General features: G+C 71.5%; 21 protein-coding genes. 14 read left to right on the top strand and 7 right to left on the bottom strand.

What is annotated here, in order from left to right; all coding sequences use genetic code 11:
* Window positions 1–14 precede the first annotated feature (14 nt).
* Window positions 15–875 carry a spermidine synthase gene (locus DFJ67_RS20295; protein WP_116069436.1) on the top strand — a complete coding sequence of 287 codons (861 nt, stop codon included), beginning with the start codon at window positions 15–17 and terminating at the stop codon, window positions 873–875.
* Window positions 876–911: 36 nt separating this feature from the next.
* Window positions 912–1,799, top strand: a complete 888-nt coding sequence (locus tag DFJ67_RS20290; protein WP_116076451.1) for a DNA-3-methyladenine glycosylase family protein — start codon at window positions 912–914, stop codon at window positions 1,797–1,799.
* Here DFJ67_RS20290 and DFJ67_RS20285 read toward each other — a convergent pair.
* Both DFJ67_RS20285 and DFJ67_RS20280 read right to left on the bottom strand, forming a co-directional pair.
* On the bottom strand, window positions 1,796–2,302 hold the full coding sequence (locus DFJ67_RS20285; RefSeq protein WP_239097291.1) for a DUF1990 domain-containing protein: 507 nt from the start codon (window positions 2,300–2,302) through the stop codon (window positions 1,796–1,798). The two genes, DFJ67_RS20290 and DFJ67_RS20285, sit on opposite strands and share 4 nt — an antisense overlap.
* Entirely contained in the window at window positions 2,299–3,102 is an 804-nt protein-coding gene (locus tag DFJ67_RS20280) for a YndJ family protein (RefSeq protein WP_116069434.1), read from the bottom strand. Before DFJ67_RS20280 ends, DFJ67_RS20285 begins: the two co-directional genes overlap by 4 nt.
* A 91-nt stretch (window positions 3,103–3,193) precedes the next feature.
* On the opposite strand from DFJ67_RS20280, the gene DFJ67_RS20275 reads away from it, so the two are divergent.
* The 5 genes from DFJ67_RS20275 to DFJ67_RS20255 are packed head-to-tail and all read left to right on the top strand — an operon-like array spanning window position 3,194 to window position 8,405.
* Window positions 3,194–3,661, top strand: a complete 468-nt coding sequence (locus DFJ67_RS20275; protein ID WP_116076450.1) for a GNAT family N-acetyltransferase — start codon at window positions 3,194–3,196, stop codon at window positions 3,659–3,661.
* Window positions 3,662–3,670: 9 nt separating this feature from the next.
* Entirely contained in the window at window positions 3,671–5,182 is a 1,512-nt protein-coding gene (locus DFJ67_RS20270) for a deoxyguanosinetriphosphate triphosphohydrolase family protein (RefSeq protein ID WP_116069433.1), read from the top strand.
* 17 nt (window positions 5,183–5,199) lie between these two features.
* Entirely contained in the window at window positions 5,200–5,700 is a 501-nt protein-coding gene (locus DFJ67_RS20265) for a DUF456 domain-containing protein (RefSeq protein ID WP_116069432.1), read from the top strand.
* 27 nt (window positions 5,701–5,727) lie between these two features.
* Window positions 5,728–6,849, top strand: coding sequence for an ATP-dependent DNA ligase (locus DFJ67_RS20260; RefSeq protein WP_116069431.1), 1,122 nt, complete (start codon window positions 5,728–5,730; stop codon window positions 6,847–6,849).
* On the top strand, window positions 6,849–8,405 hold the full coding sequence (locus DFJ67_RS20255; protein ID WP_116069430.1) for an alpha/beta hydrolase: 1,557 nt from the start codon (window positions 6,849–6,851) through the stop codon (window positions 8,403–8,405). The genes DFJ67_RS20260 and DFJ67_RS20255 overlap by 1 nt, the downstream gene beginning before the upstream one ends.
* Here the strand turns inward: DFJ67_RS20255 and DFJ67_RS20250 are convergent.
* Entirely contained in the window at window positions 8,359–8,817 is a 459-nt protein-coding gene (locus DFJ67_RS20250; RefSeq protein ID WP_116069429.1) for a potassium channel family protein, read from the bottom strand. The genes DFJ67_RS20255 and DFJ67_RS20250 overlap by 47 nt on opposite strands.
* Before the next feature lie 45 nt (window positions 8,818–8,862).
* Between DFJ67_RS20250 and DFJ67_RS20245 the strand changes: the two genes are divergently transcribed.
* On the top strand, window positions 8,863–9,312 hold the full coding sequence (locus DFJ67_RS20245; RefSeq protein ID WP_116069428.1) for a GNAT family N-acetyltransferase: 450 nt from the start codon (window positions 8,863–8,865) through the stop codon (window positions 9,310–9,312).
* Here the strand turns inward: DFJ67_RS20245 and ligD are convergent.
* Window positions 9,309–10,349: a non-homologous end-joining DNA ligase gene (ligD, locus tag DFJ67_RS20240; protein ID WP_116069427.1), complete on the bottom strand. Its 1,041-nt coding sequence runs from the start codon at window positions 10,347–10,349 to the stop codon at window positions 9,309–9,311. The two genes, DFJ67_RS20245 and ligD, sit on opposite strands and share 4 nt — an antisense overlap.
* 73 nt (window positions 10,350–10,422) lie before the next feature.
* Here ligD and DFJ67_RS20235 point away from each other — a divergent pair, with 73 nt between their 5' ends.
* The 5 genes from DFJ67_RS20235 (at window position 10,423) to DFJ67_RS20215 (ending at window position 14,266) form a co-directional block, all read left to right on the top strand.
* A complete protein-coding gene (locus tag DFJ67_RS20235; RefSeq protein WP_116069426.1) occupies window positions 10,423–11,007 on the top strand; it encodes a DNA-3-methyladenine glycosylase I in 585 nt (194 codons plus the stop codon).
* A 19-nt stretch (window positions 11,008–11,026) separates the two neighbouring features.
* The gene (locus DFJ67_RS20230; protein ID WP_116069425.1) at window positions 11,027–11,647 is read left to right on the top strand and encodes a hypothetical protein; all 621 of its coding nucleotides are present in this window, start codon (window positions 11,027–11,029) and stop codon (window positions 11,645–11,647) included.
* 157 nt (window positions 11,648–11,804) lie between these two features.
* Window positions 11,805–12,203 (top strand): hypothetical protein, encoded by a 399-nt coding sequence (locus DFJ67_RS20225; RefSeq protein ID WP_116069424.1) that lies wholly within the window; start codon window positions 11,805–11,807, stop codon window positions 12,201–12,203.
* A 20-nt stretch (window positions 12,204–12,223) separates the two neighbouring features.
* Complete coding sequence (locus DFJ67_RS20220) at window positions 12,224–12,730, top strand: TetR/AcrR family transcriptional regulator (protein WP_211333959.1); 507 nt, start codon at window positions 12,224–12,226, stop codon at window positions 12,728–12,730.
* Between the two features lie 336 nt (window positions 12,731–13,066).
* Complete coding sequence (locus tag DFJ67_RS20215) at window positions 13,067–14,266, top strand: vanadium-dependent haloperoxidase (protein WP_203783771.1); 1,200 nt, start codon at window positions 13,067–13,069, stop codon at window positions 14,264–14,266.
* Window positions 14,267–14,369: 103 nt separating this feature from the next.
* On the opposite strand, the gene DFJ67_RS20210 is transcribed toward DFJ67_RS20215, so the two are convergent.
* Window positions 14,370–15,113, bottom strand: a complete 744-nt coding sequence (locus tag DFJ67_RS20210) for a chaplin family protein (protein WP_116069422.1) — start codon at window positions 15,111–15,113, stop codon at window positions 14,370–14,372.
* Window positions 15,114–15,223: 110 nt separating this feature from the next.
* The gene (locus tag DFJ67_RS20205; protein ID WP_147315554.1) at window positions 15,224–15,658 is read right to left on the bottom strand and encodes a hypothetical protein; all 435 of its coding nucleotides are present in this window, start codon (window positions 15,656–15,658) and stop codon (window positions 15,224–15,226) included.
* Window positions 15,659–15,834: 176 nt separating this feature from the next.
* On the opposite strand from DFJ67_RS20205, the gene msrB reads away from it, so the two are divergent.
* Window positions 15,835–16,266, top strand: coding sequence for a peptide-methionine (R)-S-oxide reductase MsrB (gene msrB / locus DFJ67_RS20200; protein ID WP_116069420.1), 432 nt, complete (start codon window positions 15,835–15,837; stop codon window positions 16,264–16,266).
* Here the strand turns inward: msrB and DFJ67_RS20195 are convergent.
* Window positions 16,253–17,158 (bottom strand): aminoglycoside phosphotransferase family protein, encoded by a 906-nt coding sequence (locus tag DFJ67_RS20195; RefSeq protein ID WP_116069419.1) that lies wholly within the window; start codon window positions 17,156–17,158, stop codon window positions 16,253–16,255. The genes msrB and DFJ67_RS20195 overlap by 14 nt on opposite strands.

Below are 17,158 nucleotides of genomic sequence, written 5' to 3'. Positions count from 1 at the left end.
ATAGGGTGGAGCACGTGGGGCGACAGCGCGGTCAGGGGCGGGTGGTCGCCCAGATCGGGTCGGGCGTCGCCGAGTTGCTGCCCGACCACGACCGGCCCAACGCCTACACGCTGCTGGTCGACGGCGCGCCGCAGTCACACGTCGACCTCGACGACCCGACCTACCTCGAGTTCGAATACGTCCGCCGGGTCGCCGCCTCGCTCGATCTCACCGCGCCGCCGCTGATGCCGCTGCGGGTGCTGCACCTCGGCGGCGGCGGCCTGACGCTGGCCCGCTACGTCGCCGCGAGCCGGCCCGGCAGCCGGCAGCGGGTCGTCGAGGCCGACGCCAAGCTGCTCGATTTCGTCCGCACGCACCTGCCCTGGCCGGCCGACCCCAAGCTCAAGGTGCGCGTCGGCGACGCCCGCACCGAGCTGGCCAAGGCCGCCGAAGACTCGTTCGACGTGGTGATCGTCGACGTCTTCGCCGGCGCCCGCACCCCGGCCAGCGTCCGGTCGGTCGAGTTCGTCGAGCAGGCGGCGCGGGTGCTCCACCCCGACGGCCGCTACCTGGTCAACATGACCGACGGCCCGCCGCTGGGGCTGGCCAAAGCCCAGGTCGCCACCGTCGCCGGCGTGTTCCCGGAGGTCTGCCTGGTGGCCGACTCGTCGGTGCTGCGCGGCCGGCGGTTCGGCAACCTGGTGCTGACCGCGGCCAACACCGTCCTGCCGACGGCCGCGCTGGCCCGCCGGGTGGCCGGCGACTGGTTTCCCGGCCGGCTGCTGGCCGGCGCCGACCTGACCCGCTTCAGCGGCGGGGCCGCGGTGGTCACCGATGCCGACGCGACCCCGTCGGCCGCGCCGCCGGCCGGCATGTTCGGCCCGCTCCCCGACTGACGCGCGTGTGCGAGAGTTGACGCCGTGCAGCGGGTGATGGGCGTTCCGGAGGGCTACCACCTGAGCGGCTCGGTCGGTCCGATCCCGATGAGCCGCTGGGACCCGTGCGCCCGCTGGGCCGGCGACACCTTCTGGTGGGCGACGCACACCCCCGAGGGGCCGGCGACGCTGGCCCTCCGCAAGCAGGGCCAGGAACTGACCGCCATCGGGTACGGGCCGGGCCAGGCCTGGGTGATCGAGCACGCCGACGCCGTGGCCGGGCTGCGTGACGACCTGACCGGTTTCGCCGACCTGGCCGCCGCCCATCCCGTGGTCCGCGAGGTGGCCCGGCTGCACCGCGGCCGGCGCATCCCGACCACCGGGATCGTCTTCCCCCGGCTGATGCGGGCGATCTTCGAGCAGAAGGTGACCGGCAAGGAGGCCTACCGCGGCTATTCGGCCACGGTGCGCAGGTTCGGCACCCCGGCACCGGGGCCGCTGGAGGGCCTGACCCTGCCGCCCGAGCCCGAGGTGATCGCCGCACAGCCCTACTGGGTGTTCCACCCGTTCGGCGTCGAGCAGAAGCGGGCCGACACCCTGCGCCGGGCGGCGGCCGAGGCGGCCCGGATCGAGCGCTGCACGACCGCCGAAGAGGCGAGCACCCGGATGCGGTCGATCAACGGGATCGGCGTCTGGACCGCCGCCGAGGTGGTCCGGATCGCCTACGGCGACCCGGACGCGGTCAGCGTCGGCGACTTCCACATCCCCAACACGGTGGCCTGGAACCTGGCCGGCGAGGCCCGCGGCACCGACGCCCGGATGCTCGAATTGCTCGAGCCGTTCCGCGGCCACCGCGGCCGGGTCTGCATGCTGCTGGAGGCCAGCGGCCTGATGGCGCCGAAGTTCGGCCCGCGGATGCCGATCCGCTCGTTCGCGAAGTTCTAGGAGCTCTCGCTCACCAGCCGGCGCAGCGCGCGCCCGCACCAGGCCGCGTAGGCCCGCTGGAACGGCGGGACCGTCGGGCCCGCGACCCAGGTCAGCAGCGAGGCCGGCAGGCTGAACGCGGTCACCGAGAACCAGGTCGTGCCGTCGTCGCCCTGGGTCACCTCGAACGCCTCCTCGCCGCGCTCCGGGTGCCCGGGCAGCGTGCCGTAGCCGAACCCGGCCCGGCCGGGCTCGTCGACCGCCCACACCACCCGGCACGGCGCCGACAGCCGCAGCGGCCCGAGGCCCAGCCCGGTGACCACGTCGACGCCCGCCTCGGCCCGGTCGGCCGAGGCGGTGATCCGCACCCCGGCGGCCCGGTGCATCCGGAACGACAGCACCGCGTCGGCGGCCGGACCCAGCACGTCGTGCCCGATCGCCACCCGGTAGCGCAGGTGGTGATAGCCACGCGGCAACGAACCGGTCTCGGTCGCGCCCACCTCGTCATAGGTCAGCAGACTCACTGCCGAACCGCCTCCATCCGTCGCCATGCGAGCAGCGCGCACAACGCGAAGCCGACCGCGTTGAGCACCCCGTGCGTCGCCACCATCCAGGGGATCGACAGGTGCGGCAGGGTAAACACATGCCCGGCCGCCCAGTCGAGTGCGAGCAGCATGGTCACGACCAGGATGCCCGACGAGATCAGCAGCAGCGCACGGGCCCCGCGCGGTGCCAGCGGCCGGATGCGCACCAGCGTCAGCACCGCGACCAGCCACATCCCGACCGTGAGCAGCGCCGCACCGGCCAACTCGACCGGGTCGCCCAGAAAGTAGCCGACCAGCACCACGCCGGTGCCGGCGGGCACGCACCAGGCGGCGGCCCGGCCGAGTGCCGAGCCGCCGGTCGCACGGCAGGCCAGCGCCGCGACCAGGGCGGCGACCAGCCCCGCGTAGTGCAGATGCGGCACGGTGAGGGCGAGCGTCTTCAGCGGGAAGCCGAGCAACCGGAACCCGGCCCGCTCGGCGACCAGCGCACCGGCGGCGACCAGCGGCGCGACCAGCCCGGTCGCCACCGCGACGTCGGCGGCGGCCCAGCGGCGCAGCCCGTGCAGCCCGGCCACCGCCAGCACCGCGGTCAGCACCAGGTAGGGCGTCGCGAGCAGCGCCGCGCCGGCGCCGCGCGGCAGCCAGAGCGACACCGCGGCCGGCACCGCCAGCCACGGCCACACCCGCCGCAGGAGTGCCGGCGCGCCGACCAACCCGAGCGCGAGCGGGACCAGCACGACCATGGCGAGCGCGTCGACGAGGCTCAGCAACACGGTCACGCCTTCATTTGAACAGGTTCAAGTCTCATCTGTCGAGACGGTTCGACGGCCGGCGATGTGCTCCGCGCCACGTTCCGGTGGGCTGGTCGGCATGACCGTGGAGATCGAGCGGGCCCGGCCCGACGACGCCGGCGAGGTGCTCACCGTGCAGCGCGCGGCGTTCCTGAGCGAGGCGCAGCGCTACAGCGACCCGCACCTGCCCATGCTCACCGAAACCCTCGCCGAGATCACGGCGGTGATCGACACCGTGCTGGTCGCCCGTGACCCGCGCGGCCGGCTGGTCGCCGCCGGCCGGGGCCGGCTCGACGAGCACGGCACCTGCCACATCGCGCGCCTCGCGGTCGTGCCCGACCTGCGCGGGCTGGGGCTCGGCTGGCGGATGTTGCTCGCCGTCGAGGCGGCCCACGCCGGCGCCGCGCGCCGCTACGAGCTGTTCACCGGCGCCGAGAGCCACGACAACATCCGGTTGTACGAACGCAACGGCTACGCGATTTTCGCCCGGCGCCCGCTCGACCGTGGTCCCGGCCTGGTTCACCTGGCCAAACCGGCGGTGGGATAGCGTCGGATCATGACGGAGCCGGTCGATCCCCGTGCCCGGCGGCTGTTCGACACCGGGCGCACCGCGCCGGGCGACCTGGCCGCCAGCCCGTTCCGTGCCGACCGCGACCGGATCGTCACGTCACCGTTCTTCGCGCGGCTGGGCGGGGTCACCCAGGTGATCAGCCCGGGCGGCAGCGGCCTGCTGGTGCACAACCGGCTCACCCACAGCCTCAAGGTGGCCCAGGTGGCCCGGGCGATCGCCGAGCGGCTCACGGCCGACGCCGGCAACCTGGCCCTGCTCGACAAGCTCGGCGGCTGCGACCCCGACGTGGTCGAGGCGGCGGCGCTGGCCCACGACCTCGGCCACCCGCCGTTCGGCCACCTCGGCGAGGCGGTGCTCGACCGGCTGGCCCGGGAGCGGCTGGGGCTGCCCGACGGCTTCGAGGGCAACGCGCAGTCCTACCGCATCGTCACCAGCACCGAGATCCGCGGCGCGGCCACCATCGGGCTCAACCTGACCGCCGCGGTCCGGGCCGCGATCGTCAAATACCCGTGGACCCGGCTCGACCACCCGGACCCGCACCCCCGCCGGATGAACCCGGCGCCGCGCGGCGCCTCGGCACCCGACTGGGACCCGTCCAGCGGGTCGGCCAAGTTCGGCGCCTACTTGACCGAGGTCGACGACCTGCGCCAGGCCCGCGCGCCGTTCGTGGGCCGGATCCCCGACTGGCAGCAGACCGTCGAGGCGTCCATCATGGACACCGCTGACGACATCGCGTACGCCATCCACGACGTCGAGGACTTCCACCGGGTCGGCGTGCTGCAGCAGGGCACCGTCGCGGCCGAGTTGCTCGGCTGGCAGCGCGAGCACAAGCGGCTCGGCGGTCTCTCCGACGACGCGCTCGACGCGAGTGCCCGGCAGGCCGGTGCGGCGATCGAGAAGCTACGCCGCCGGGTGCACCGCCGGGACCGCTGGATCAGCGACGACGACGCGTTCGCCAGCGCGGTCGAGCAGGTCCGCCACGACCTGGTCGACGGGCTGCTGGCCGACCCGTTCGACGGCTCGGTGGCCGCCGAGCAATACGTCGCCCGGTTCTCCGCCCGGTGGACCCGCCGGCTGGTCGACGCGGTGCACCTGACCGACAGCCCGGCCGTCCGCTCCGGCTATGTGCTGCTGGACCGGCCGCAGTGGCACGAGGTCCAGGTGCTCAAGCTGATCCACCACCGGTTCGTGCTCGACCGCCCCGACCTGGCGCTGCACCAGCGCGGCCAGGCCCGGCTGCTGGGCACCCTGGTCGAGGCGCTGCTCGCCTGGATCGTCGACCCGGCCGAGGAGGCCCGGTTGCCGCAACGCCTGCACGACCTGGTCGAGTTGGCCGAGGCCGAGCTGCCGGCGGGCACGCCGGACCGGGCCGCCCGGGCCCGCGGCCGGGCGATCGTCGACTTCGTCGCCGCGCTGACCGACCAACAGGCGGTGGCCCTCCTCGATGCCCTGTCCGGCCGTTCGGGCCAACTCTGGACCGACGCTTTCGTCCTTTAGCCCGCTAGAGTGCGCCAATGGATCTGACGGATACCGACACCAACATCACGATCCTGTGCGGCGTCGCGATGGTGATCGGCGTGTTCGGCGTCGTGATCCCGTTCCTGCCCGGCCTGCTGCTCTGCTGGGCGGCCGCGTCGGCCTGGGCGATCTTCGCGGGCGAGGGCGCCGGCCGGTGGGGCGTGCTGGCGCTGGTCACGCTGATCGCGATCCTCGGCATCGTCGTCAAATACGCGTGGCCGGGGCGCAACTTGAAGCGCAGCGGCGTACCCAATAAAACGCTCCTGCTCGGTGGTGTGCTGGCGATCGTCGGCTTCTTCGTGATCCCGGTGATCGGCCTGTTCATCGGCTTCGTGCTGGGCATCTGGCTGGCCGAGCTGGCCCGCCTCGGCGACACCAAGCTGGCCTGGCCGTCGACCAAGCACGCGATCAAGGCCGCCGGGCTGGCCATGCTGGTCGAACTCGGTGCCGCGTTGAGCATCGCGATCATCTGGGTCGCGGCCGTCGTGGTGAGCTGAGTGCGCGCGTCTGGAAGACTCTGAGGGATGGACCTGCCGATCAACCCGCCGGTCGAGCCGATGCTTGCCAAGAGCGTGCCGCAGATCCCCGAGGCCGACGGCATGAGCTACGAGCCCAAGTGGGACGGGTTCCGGTGCATCATCTTCCGCGACGGTGACGAGGTCGAGCTGGCCAGCCGGGGCGGAAAGACCCTGACCCGCTATTTCCCCGAGGTGGTCGAGCAGGCCAAGGCCCAGCTCCCCGAGCGGTGCGCGGTCGACGGCGAGATCGTGGTGATCCACCGGGAGCCCGGGCAGCAGCCCAAGCTCGAGTGGGACTGGTTGACCCAGCGGATCCACCCCGCGGCGTCCCGGGTCAAGCTGCTGGCCGAGAACACCCCGGCCGACTTCGTCGCCTTCGACCTGCTCGCGCTCGGCGACGAGGTGCTGGTCGACGAGCCCTACGCGACCCGCCGGGCCAAGCTGGAGAAGGCCCTCGCCCGGGTCAAGCCGCCGGTGCACCTCACGCCGACCACCCACGACATCGACACCGCGCGCCGCTGGTTCGAGATCTTCGAGGGTGCCGGGCTCGACGGGCTGATCGCGAAGCCGGCCGACATCGCCTACGAGCCCAACAAGCGGCTGATGTTCAAGATCAAGCACGCCCGCACGGCCGACGCGGTGGTGGCCGGCTTCCGCTGGCACAAGTCCGGCCCCGTGGTCGGGTCGCTGCTGCTCGGCCTCTACGACGAGCACGGCACCCTGCACCACATCGGCGTCTCCTCGTCGTTCAGCATGGCCCGGCGCGCGGAGCTGCTCGACGAGCTGGCCGACTACCGCGAGCCCACCGAGCACCCGTGGATCGACGCCGACAGCGACGAGCAGCAGATGGGCCCGACCACCGCGAGCGGCCAGCGCCGCCCCGGCGGGGTGAGCCGCTGGACCGGCGGCAAGAACCTGGCCTGGGAGCCGCTGCGCCCCGACCTCGTGGTCGAGGTCGGCTACGACGCGATGGAGGGCGACCGGTTCCGGCATACGGCGCAGTTCGTGCGCTGGCGGCCCGACCGCGACCCGCGCTCCTGCGGCTACGACCAGCTCGACCGGCCGGTCCGGTTCGATGTCGACCAAGTTCTCGGTGGCGATCCAGCCGCCGGCACGGGGGTTTCCTAGTGCGCGTTCGCCTGCTCGCAACCGCTTTCCTCGCCGGTGCCCTCGCGCTGACCGGCTGCACCGTCCCGGTCGTCGCGCCCAACACGGGTGACGGCGCGGTGGCGCCGAGCGGCCAGCCCGCCCCAGCCGCCTCCGGCCAGGCCGCGTGGCGACCCTGCCCCGACGTGCCGGGCAAGCTCGTCGGCCGCGGCGCGTCGGGCATGACCTACGACTGCGCGACGATCAAGGTGCCGCAGGACTGGTCCAACGCCGGCAACGGGGAGACCTTCGACCTCGCGCTGATCCGGGTGCGCTCCAGCAAGCAGCACGACCGGATCGGCTCGCTGCTGGTCAACCCGGGCGGCCCCGGCGCCTCCGGCGTCAACCTGGCCGTCTACCTCAGCTTCGGCGCCGCGTTCCAGGGCATCCCGGCCGAGGTCACCGACCGGTTCGACATCGTCGGCTTCGACCCGCGCGGTGTCGACCGGTCCAGCCCGATCGAGTGCATCCCCGACGAGCAGCTCGACGAGAGCTTCGGCTACGTGCCCGACCCGGTCACCCAGCCCCAGTTCGACGGCCTGGTCAACCTCAACAAGAGCATCGGCCAGGAGTGCCAGGCCAAATACGGCGACAAGCTCAAGCTGTTCTCCACGGTGCAGACCGCCAAGGACATGGACGCGATCCGCAGCGCCGTCGGCGACCAGAAGATGACCTACCTGGGCTACTCCTACGGCACGCTGCTCGGCGCCACCTACGCCCAACTCTTCCCGCAGAACGTCCGCGCGCTGGTGCTCGACGGCGCGGTCGACCCGCGGCAGAGCTTCGTCGCCGGCTCGGAGAGCCAGGCGAAGGGCTTCGCGCTGGCGTTCGACAACTTCGCCAAGTGGTGCGACCCCAATCCCGCGCAGTGCCCGATCGCGCCCGACGCCAAGGCCGCGGTGAACACCGCGATCGACAAGGCCGAGGTGTCGCCGGTGACCGACGCCAAGGGCCGCAAGGCCACCGCCGGCTGGGTCTTCTACGCGGTGATCTCGTCGCTCTACACCCAGTCGGGCTGGCAGGCCCTGGCGAGCGCGATCAAGCAGCTCGAGGCCGGCAAGCCGGCGGAGGTGTTCCAGCTCGCCGACGCCTACGCCGAGCGCAGCCCCGACGGCACCTACTCCAACCTGTTCGACGCCAACATCGCCATCAACTGCGCCGACCAGGCGAGCGTGGCCGACGTCGCACAGGTGCGCAGCTATCAGGGCCAGTGGCGCTCGTCGATCCCGCTGTTCGGCGCCCCGCTCGCGGTCGGCATGCTGACCTGCTCGGTCTGGCCCGGCGGGCACGACCCCTACCCGACCGGTCCGGCCACCGGCTCACCACCGATCCTGGTGGTCGGCACCACCGGTGACCCCGCGACGCCCTACGCGCAGGCACCGGCGCTGGCCAAGATGCTCGGCGTCGGGCGGCTGCTGACCTGGGAGGGCGAGGGGCACACCGCCTACCCGCAGACGGCGTGCATCACCGACGCGGTCGACTCCTACATCCTCACTCAGACCGTTCCGCCAGAGGGGAAGCGCTGCCCGCCGCAGTAGCCGCGATGCCCTCCCGGGCGGCCAGTTCTTCCAGGAGCCGGCGCACGACGCGCAGGTTGTTCTTCAGTTCTTCCTGCTCGTCGTGGCGGAACGCGTCGGTGTCGACGATCAGCTTGCTGGCGAAGTGTGCCGTGATCAGCGGGATCACCAGCAGCACCATCGTGGAGATCAACACGACCGCGATGGCGCGCGCCTGCCAGGTGTCGGGCGAGATGTCGCCGTAGCCGACCGTCGACGCGGTGACCACCGCCCACCACACCGAGTCGCCCAGCCCGACATCCTCGAAGACGCTGTAGAGCCCCGCCGCCGCGACGATCATCAGGGCGTACGACAGCATCAGCGTGCGCGGCGAGTTGGCGAAGAAAACCAGCCCGCGGTAGATCGCCTTCAGGGGCAGCAGCAAGGCCTTCATGGCGCATCATCATGCACCCGGAATTCAATATGCGAAGCTACCGACATGATCTTCAGGCCCGCTTTGCGCGCGGATGTCCCAGCGATTGTCGGGCTTCTGGCAGACGACCCGATCGGCGCCGGCCGCGAGACGGTGTCGGAGGAGATCGACGCCGCCTACTGGCAGGCCTTCGACGCCCTCGACGGCGACCCCCGCAACATCGTGATCGTCGCCGACCTCGACGGCGAGATCGTCGGCACGATGCAGCTCATCTTCATCCCGTCGCTCACCCGCCGCGGCGCCCAACGCCTGGAAATCGAGGGGGTACGCGTCGCCGCCACCCACCGCGGCGCCGGCCTCGGCCGCCGGATGATCGCGTGGGCGGTCGACGAGGCCCGGGCCGCGGGCTGCTCGCTGGTGCAACTCACCACCGACAAGCGCCGCACCGACGCCCGTCGTTTTTACGAGTCGCTGGGATTCGCCGCCACGCACGAGGGCATGAAGCTGGCCCTCTAGGCGTCGTCTTTCCAGTTGGCCGCGTTCTTCTTGCTCGGCTGCACCCGCGGCGGCTCGCCCGGCATCTTCGGGTGGTCGGGCGGGTAGGGCATGTCGCCGCCGCGCCCGTCGCGCTCGTCGGCCGCCGACCACTCCAGCAGCGGCGTGATGTCGAACGCGTTGTCGTTGATGCCGGCGTGCGGGTCACCGATCTCGGCGAACCGCTTCGGCAGGGTACGCAGGTCGAAGTCGTCAGGCTCGACGTCAGGCAACTCGGCCCAGGTCAACGGCGTCGAGGCGGTGGCCCGCGCGTTGGCCCGCAGCGAGTAGGCGGCCGCGATGGTGCGATCGCGCGCCATCTGGTTGAAGTCGACGAACACCCGCTCCCCCCGCTCCTCCTTCCACCAACTCGTGGTGACCAGGTCGGGCCGGCGCCGCTCGAGCGCCCGGGCCAGCGCGATCGTCGCGCGACGCACCTCCACGAACGTCCACCGCGGCTGGATCCGCAGGTAGACGTGCACGCCCCGGCCGCCCGACGTCTTCGGCCAGCCGGTCGCACCGATCTCGTCGAGCACGGCACGCAGCTCACCGGCCGCCTCGGCCGCGTCGCCGAAGTCGGTGCCCGGCTGCGGGTCGAGGTCGATCCGCAACTCGTCGGGGTGGTCGGCGTCCTTGGCCCGCACCGGCCAGGCGTGGAAGACGACGGTGTTCATCTGCGCGGCCCAGGCGACGTGGGCGAGGTCGACCGGGCAGAGCTCGGTCGCTTTGCGCCCGCTCGGGAAGGTGATCTCGGCGCCGTTGAGCCAGTCGGGGGTGCCCCGGGCCGGCAGCCGCTTCTGGTAGAACGCCTCGCCGTCGATCCCGTCGGGGAAGCGCTGGAGCGTGGTCGGGCGGTGGTCGAGCGCCCGCGTGATGCCGTCGCCGACGGCCAGGTAGTAGTCGAACACGTCCTGCTTCGTGTAGCCGGCCCGGGGAAACATCACCCGGTCGGGACTGCTGAGCCGCACGGTGTGCCCAGCGACCTCGACTTCGACAGCGGCGGCCTTCTTCGACGGCATGCCGTCGACCCTATGCCCCACCGGCTGCCCGGACCGGCCCTGACCACCGCCTACTGGGAGTTAGCGTGGTTTTATGACCGACGACGTCATGATCGGGACCGACGGCAAGCCGCGGTGCTCCTGGGCCGGCACGGGCGACACGGCGTTCGGTCGCTACCACGACGAGGTCTGGGGCAACCGCACCTACGACGAAGCGGCGCTGTTCGAGGCGCTCACCCTAGGCGTCTTCGAGGCGGGCCTGAGCTGGTCGATCGTCTTCGGCAAACGCGACGACTTCCGCCGGGCCTTCCACGGCTTCGACGTGCCGACGGTGGCGGCGATGACCAAGCGCGACGTCGACCGGCTGACTGCGGACGCGACCATCATCCGCAACCGCGCCAAGATCCAGGCCACGGTCGACAACGCCCGCGCGATGGCGTCGGCGTCGCCGAGCCTGGAGTCGCTGGCCCGGTCACACGAGGTGAACCGGAAGCGGTCGCCCCGCACGGGCGCGGACGTGCCGGCGTCGACCCCGGACGCCGAGGTGTTCGCCAAACAGCTCAAGGACCAGGGCTTCCACTTCGTGGGCCCGACGAGCACCTACGCGTTCATGCAGAACGTCGGCGTGGTCAACGACCACCTGCACGGCTGCTTCCGGGCCAGCGACTACAGGGGATAGCTGTCCATACAATGCGGTCATGGGAGAGATCCCCTGGTTCGAGTACGACGAAGACGACCTGAACGTCGCCCAACGGGCGTTTATCGACGTTCTGGCCGAACGCGCGAGCGATTGGCTGGTGGACCCTGCCGACGCGGTCGTCGTCCCGCCGGCGGAGCCGTCCTGCCTTAACGTGATCGTCTGGTTGGACATCGTCGATCCGACACGCAACCAGGGAATCCTGACCGTCGGCGCTCACTTCAACGGAACCGCCGTCCACGCGGACAAGCTCCACAACCAGCTGTTCTCGCTGCCCGACGAGGCGACTGAGCTCAACTTCACCGCGATCGGAAACCCGGCAGAGCTGGCGGAACAGACGGCTGCTTGGTTCGAGGCCATCCTCGCGCGCCCTCTGATCCGCTGCGAGTGGCAGCACCGCGGAAAGACGTACGCGGTCCGCTACGAGTTCGCCGACACGGGCGGCGGACTCATCGAGGGCTTCGACGACAAGCTCGCCCCGCGTGAGCTACGCAAGCGACTCGCCGCGGAAGCCAGCGTCCGTGGCCGGAGACGGATCAATCGCGCTGGCCTCGGAGAACCGGACCTGATTACCCGTGTCAGAGGCGGCCGCCTCGAAGACCAGGTACAGCGAAACCCTTAGCTAGTCGTCGTGAATCAGGTCCTGGCCGAGCGGGCGACACCTGCACGGCTGCTTCCGGGCGAGCGACTACGGGCGATAGCTCACATCCTCTTGTTTGGCTAACGTTGTTAGCCTACGGTTTTGGCTAACAACGTTAGCCGAACCTCGGGGAGGGGTCATGAGCCGCGATCGGGTGGCAAAGATCATGTTGTGGCTCGCCGCCGCCGGCGCGGCCGGTGCCGCACTCAGCTCCGCCGGCGCGCTGTGGGACGCCGACGGCGGCGCCAAAGTCGTCGAGACCTGGCGGGCCTATGGTTTCGTCGTCTTCGCCGGGCTCTTCGTGCTGCTCGCGCTGGCGCCGCGCGGCTATCGAGGCGTGTGGGAGTTGGTGATCTTCCACAAGGTCGCGCTCACGGTGACTGCCCTGCTCTACGCCGCGCACGGCGGCATAGCCGACACGGCGACGATCGTCGCCTGGGACGGCAGCGTCTCGGTGCTCCTTGTCGGCGCCTACGTGCTCAGTCGCGGATGGACGGCCTCCCCGGCCTGGCGCCGCACCACCCCAAGCGCCGGATGAAGGCAAACCGCCGCGGCGAGATGATCGACGCGGCCGAGCGGATCCTGGAACGCGAAGGCCCGGAGGCCGTCACCATGCGGCGCCTCGCCGAAGAACTGCGAATCCAGGCACCCTCGCTCTACAAGCACATCGCGGGCAAGACCGAGATCGAAGCGGCGCTGCAACAGCGCGCGCTGGAACGGCTCGGCAGCGTGCTGGCCGGGGCCAGCGGTGACCTGGCCACGCTTGCCGCGGCCTACCGGCGATGGGCGCTCGACCACCCACGCCTCTACGAGTTCACTGCCCGGCATTCCCTGGATCGTCAAGGTCTCGCATCCGGGGTCGAGGCCGCCGCCGCCGAGCCCCTGCTCAAGGTCACCGGCGGAAACATGGCGGCCGCGCGGGCCATCTGGGGTTTCGCGCACGGCCTCGTCGATCTCGAACTGACCAACCGATTCCCAGCGGACGCCGACGTGGACGCGGCCTGGGCACACGGGATCAGCGCGTTTGCCAGCTATTGCCCGCCGCAGCCCGACGGTCTTTCCTGACTTGCTGTGCTCACACAGGCCCACGCGCCGGGGGAAGCCGCCGCCCGAACGCTGCCGCTGTGGTCCAGGGTTGCTGCGCGCCCGCTAGCGCGTGCCAGGCGTAGTGGACTTCGGCGTTGGACATCCACACCCCGCAGGTTTCGCACTCCTCTCCGGCAGGCCGAAGACGGGCGTCTGGTTCGGGCCGGTACGTTGGCACATATCAATGTGTCATCGAGCCGGCCGCGAAGCTGGCATGGGGGTCAGTCAATGACAGGTCAGGTCTCTACCCGCCGCAGACTCGTCGCAGCCGTCGTCGCCGGTATCATTGCCGCCGGCGCGCCGACGCTGTCCGGTATGACGAGCGCCTACGCATCCGATCCGGCCAGGTCCGTCAATGCCGTCATCGTGTGGGACCAGAACGCGCAGACCGCGATCTGGGACTACGCCCAGCAACAGCCGCAAGTGCAGGCCCGCAGCTTCGCCATGGTGCACGGGGCCGTCTACGACGCGGTGAACGCCATCGCCGGAAAGCCCTACCAGCCCTACCTCTCGGCGCCAGCCACGAACGGGCGGGAGTCCACGGACGCCGCCGTCGGCACCGCCGCGTTCAAGGTCCTTTCCTCGCTCTTCCCGGACCAGCAGGCCCGGCTGCAGCAGCAGTACGACGACTACATGGCCGGCATCCCGGCCGGCCAGGCGAAGGCCCGCGGCACCGCCGTGGGCAACCAGACCTCGGCCGCAATGATCTCCGCCCGGCAGAACGACGGGGCGTTCGGCGAGGAGGCCTGGCCGGTCGGCACCCAGCCCGGGCAGTGGCGCCCGACGCCGCCGACCAACGCCAACGCGACGGCGTGGGTCGGCCGCCTCAAGCCGTTCCTCATTCCCAGCGTGTCGATGTTCCGTTCCTCCGGGCCGCCGGCACTCACCAGCGCGCACTACGCCCGCGACTTCAACGAGGTCAAGACGATCGGCGCGGTGAACAGCACCACCCGCACCCTCGACCAGACGCAGGCGGCCATCTGGTGGCACGACCGGCACCTGGGCGAGTGGGAGATCAAGCGGCAGCTCGCGGTCAACCAGCGCCTCAGCACGGTGCAGACCGCGCGCATGTTCGCCATGGTCGACCTGTCGGAGGCCGACGCGACGTCGGCCTGCTACAACGAGAAGGGCGCCTGGATGTTCTGGCGCCCGGTCACCGCGATCCAGCTCGCCGACACCGACGGCAACCCGGACACCGTGGCCGACCCGACCTGGATGCCGCTGCTAGTCACCCCGCCGCACCCGGACTACACGTCGGGCCACACCTGCTTCACCGCGGCGAGCATGTCCGCGCTGGCCTTCTTCTTCGGCCGCAACGACATCTCCTTCGGCGCGTACAGCTCGGCGTCGGGCACCACGCGCACGTTCAACAGCTTCTCCGGCGCGATCGCGGAGGTCATCGAGGCGCGCATCTGGGGCGGCATCCACACCCGCACCGCCGACATCGAGGGCGCGAAGATCGGCCTGAAGACGACGGCGTACGCGGTCACGCACTACTTCCAACCCCGTCGATAAGGTTCCTGAACCGCAGAAGGGGGTCCGTTCCCGGACCCCCTTCTCGTCACGCGGCCTCAGCAGGTGAGGGGCGGGGTGGTGTGAGCAGAGCAAATGCTCCGGATCAGGCTGCCGGGCTGGGACGGCGGCGGTGCCGCCCGGTGTAGCGACTCGTCCGCACGCCCGCGAGTTGCATCGCGGCTCCGCCGGCGGTCAGTGCCCCGCCCAGGCCGGCGAGCGACCCGATCGGCAACCCGGTCTTCGGCAACTCGGTCCCGGCGACGGGGTCGTCGATCGGCGTCGGCAGCGGCACCGACGGCGGCTCCTCCTGCGCGGTCGGCGGCGGTGGCTCCTCATCGGCCGGCGGATCTTCGTCGGCCGGCGGATCTTCGTCCGCATCGTCGCCGCACGAGGCCGATGCGCCGCCGAGGACCGCCAGGCTGTTGCCGCACACGTTGACGTCGACCTGCACCGGCACGACGACCTGCGTCCCGTTGAGGATGCCGGCGTTGTGGCCGCTGGCGATGTGCGAGACGCCGCTGCCATACATCGCGGCCGCGGGCAGGTCCGCCGGCCCGTCGGCGCCCTCGTCGGGCTCGGCGCCCTCGTCGCTGTCGGAAGAGTCGGGCAGCGGTGCCACGTCGGCGAGAGCGCTGTCGGCCGCGCTCTTGGCCTGGTCGGTCAGTGCCTGGGCCCGGTCGGCCGCGGCCGCCGCCGGGTCGCCCGTCTCGCCGAGTCCGGCCGCAGGGTCGCCGTGCGCCGCCGCGCTGGCCGCCTGACCGGTGAGGGCGAGCGCGCCGGCCACCACCGCGAGGCCCGCGGCCGGCAGGGCCGCGTTGGTCAGCCGCCGCCTTCGTGTCTTCGTCATCGTCCTGTTCCTGTCGTCCGGAGAATTCGTACCGAGAGGAGTATTTGGGGAGCCTAGAGCGCTTTGTCCGAAAACGTCCAAGCTGGCGAGCGCACTTCACCCACGCAGGGTCAGCCGTACCGGTGGGTCTCCCAGAGCAAACGGATGCGGAACTGCTTGCGCTCGAACTCAGGGTCACGACCCAGCCAATGGCCGTCGTACGGGGCTCGCAGCCGGACGATCGACCCGTCCAGCAGGGGCAGCGCCACCACCGTCCGCCGACCCCGGCGCTCCATCCGCACCTCGACCACCCGATGCCAGGGCGCTGAGGCACCGAGCGCGCCCGGCACCGACCACGCGCCCGCGGAGTCCAGGTCGGCACCGACCCGGCGGCCCAGCACCAGGCCCACCAGCCCACCCACCGGCACCGGCAGCGCCAGCGCCCACCAGGTCTGCCCGGGCACCGTGCGGTGCGGCGGGACGCCGGTCAGCCAGTGCGCCACCACCGGCGCGAGTTCGGCCGCCAGGCCGGTCAGCGCGAGCGCGCCGACCACCAGCAGCCCCACCCACATCCCGTGGCCCAGCGCTTGCCGCCAGGTCGGGCGGAAGCACAGCGGGTCTCCCGGTAACGGGACTTCCGCCCTACCACTGGCCGCTCTGGCCGGTGTTCGCATGCACTGCTAACGACGAGGTCACACCGAGGTAATCGGCCACCGGGCGAAGGGGGTCGTACGGTTGACGGATGGCACCCGAGAAGTCCTCCCCCGTGACCGAAATCCCCACCGAAGAGTTGCCGAAGACCGACGACGAGTGGCGGGTCCGCCTCAACCCGGCGGAGTTCCACGTGCTCCGCGAGGCCGGCACCGAGCGGCCGTTCACCGGCGAATACGTCGACACCAAGACCCCGGGCACCTACGTCTGTCGGGCCTGCGGCGCCGCGCTGTTCGAGAGTGGAACGAAGTTCGACTCGCACTGCGGCTGGCCGTCGTTCGACGAGGCGATCCCGGGTTCGATCCGCTACATCGAGGACAGCTCGCTGGGCATGGTCCGCATCGAGGTCCGCTGCGCACACTGCGACTCGCACCTCGGCCACCGCTTCGACGGCGAGGGCTACACCGCGAAGGACGCCCGCTATTGCATCAACTCGGTGAGCATGCGGCTCATCCCCGCATGACGGCGGCGGCGATCGTCACCTGACTCGGGTCAAGGGCGCGGTCGCCGTCTTCGACGGACCAGATCGAGTTTTGCAGGGTACGGCCGACCGTCCAGGCGACCGCCCGCTGCCGGTCGAGGCCGAGCGCTTCGACCATGACGTCGAACCGGCGCCGGATCGTCTGTTCCGGCGCCGCGTCATCCCACCGGTTCCACAGTGCCGGGCAGATCTCGAAGCCCGGGTCGCCGGCCAGCGGCTTCGGGTCGATCGCCAGCCACGGCTCGCGTCCGCCGGCGAGCACGTTCTCGTAGTGCAGGTCCCAGTGCAGCAGCCGGTCGCCGGCCTCGCCCGCGACGTCGGCCAGGATGTCGGCCCAGCGCCGGATCAGGCGCCCCTCGGCCGGGTCGGCCAGCAGGGCCGCGGCGGCCGGGGTGTCGGCGATCATCCGCGCCGCGGTGTCGGCCAGCCGAGGTATCCCGGGCGGCGCGGTGTGCGCGTGGAGCCGGTTGAGCAGCGCGGCGATGATCTGGACGGCCGACTCATCCGGCACGGACCTCAGGTCGCGGTCGGGGTCGAGGCGCTCGATCAGCAGCGTCCAGGTTGGTGGGTCTTCGCGGAGCAGCCGCGCGGCGCCGTCGCCGCCCCAGGTGCGCAGGGCCAGGCCCTCGCCGGGGTGCTCCCAGTCGGTGTCCTGGAGCTTGAGCGCCGCGGGCGTGCCGTCTTCGGTGATCACCGGAAGGATGAGGCCGGCCATGCCACTGCGCGGCGCCCCGTCGCGGCGCAACCGCCAGCGATCGAGAAACTCCGCCGCGGTGCTGGCCACCCCGTCGACCCAGGCCCGGCCCGCGTCACCGCGGAACCGAACCTGGGCCTCGACGAGAGCCGGGGGTACGACGATCTCTTCGGGGGTCAT

Origin of the sequence: Asanoa ferruginea, from assembly GCF_003387075.1 — a bacterium.
GTDB lineage: Bacteria > Actinomycetota > Actinomycetes > Mycobacteriales > Micromonosporaceae > Asanoa > Asanoa ferruginea.
The sequence above is the reverse complement of the archived record's forward strand: the minus strand, read 5'-3'. Positions and strand labels throughout refer to the sequence as shown.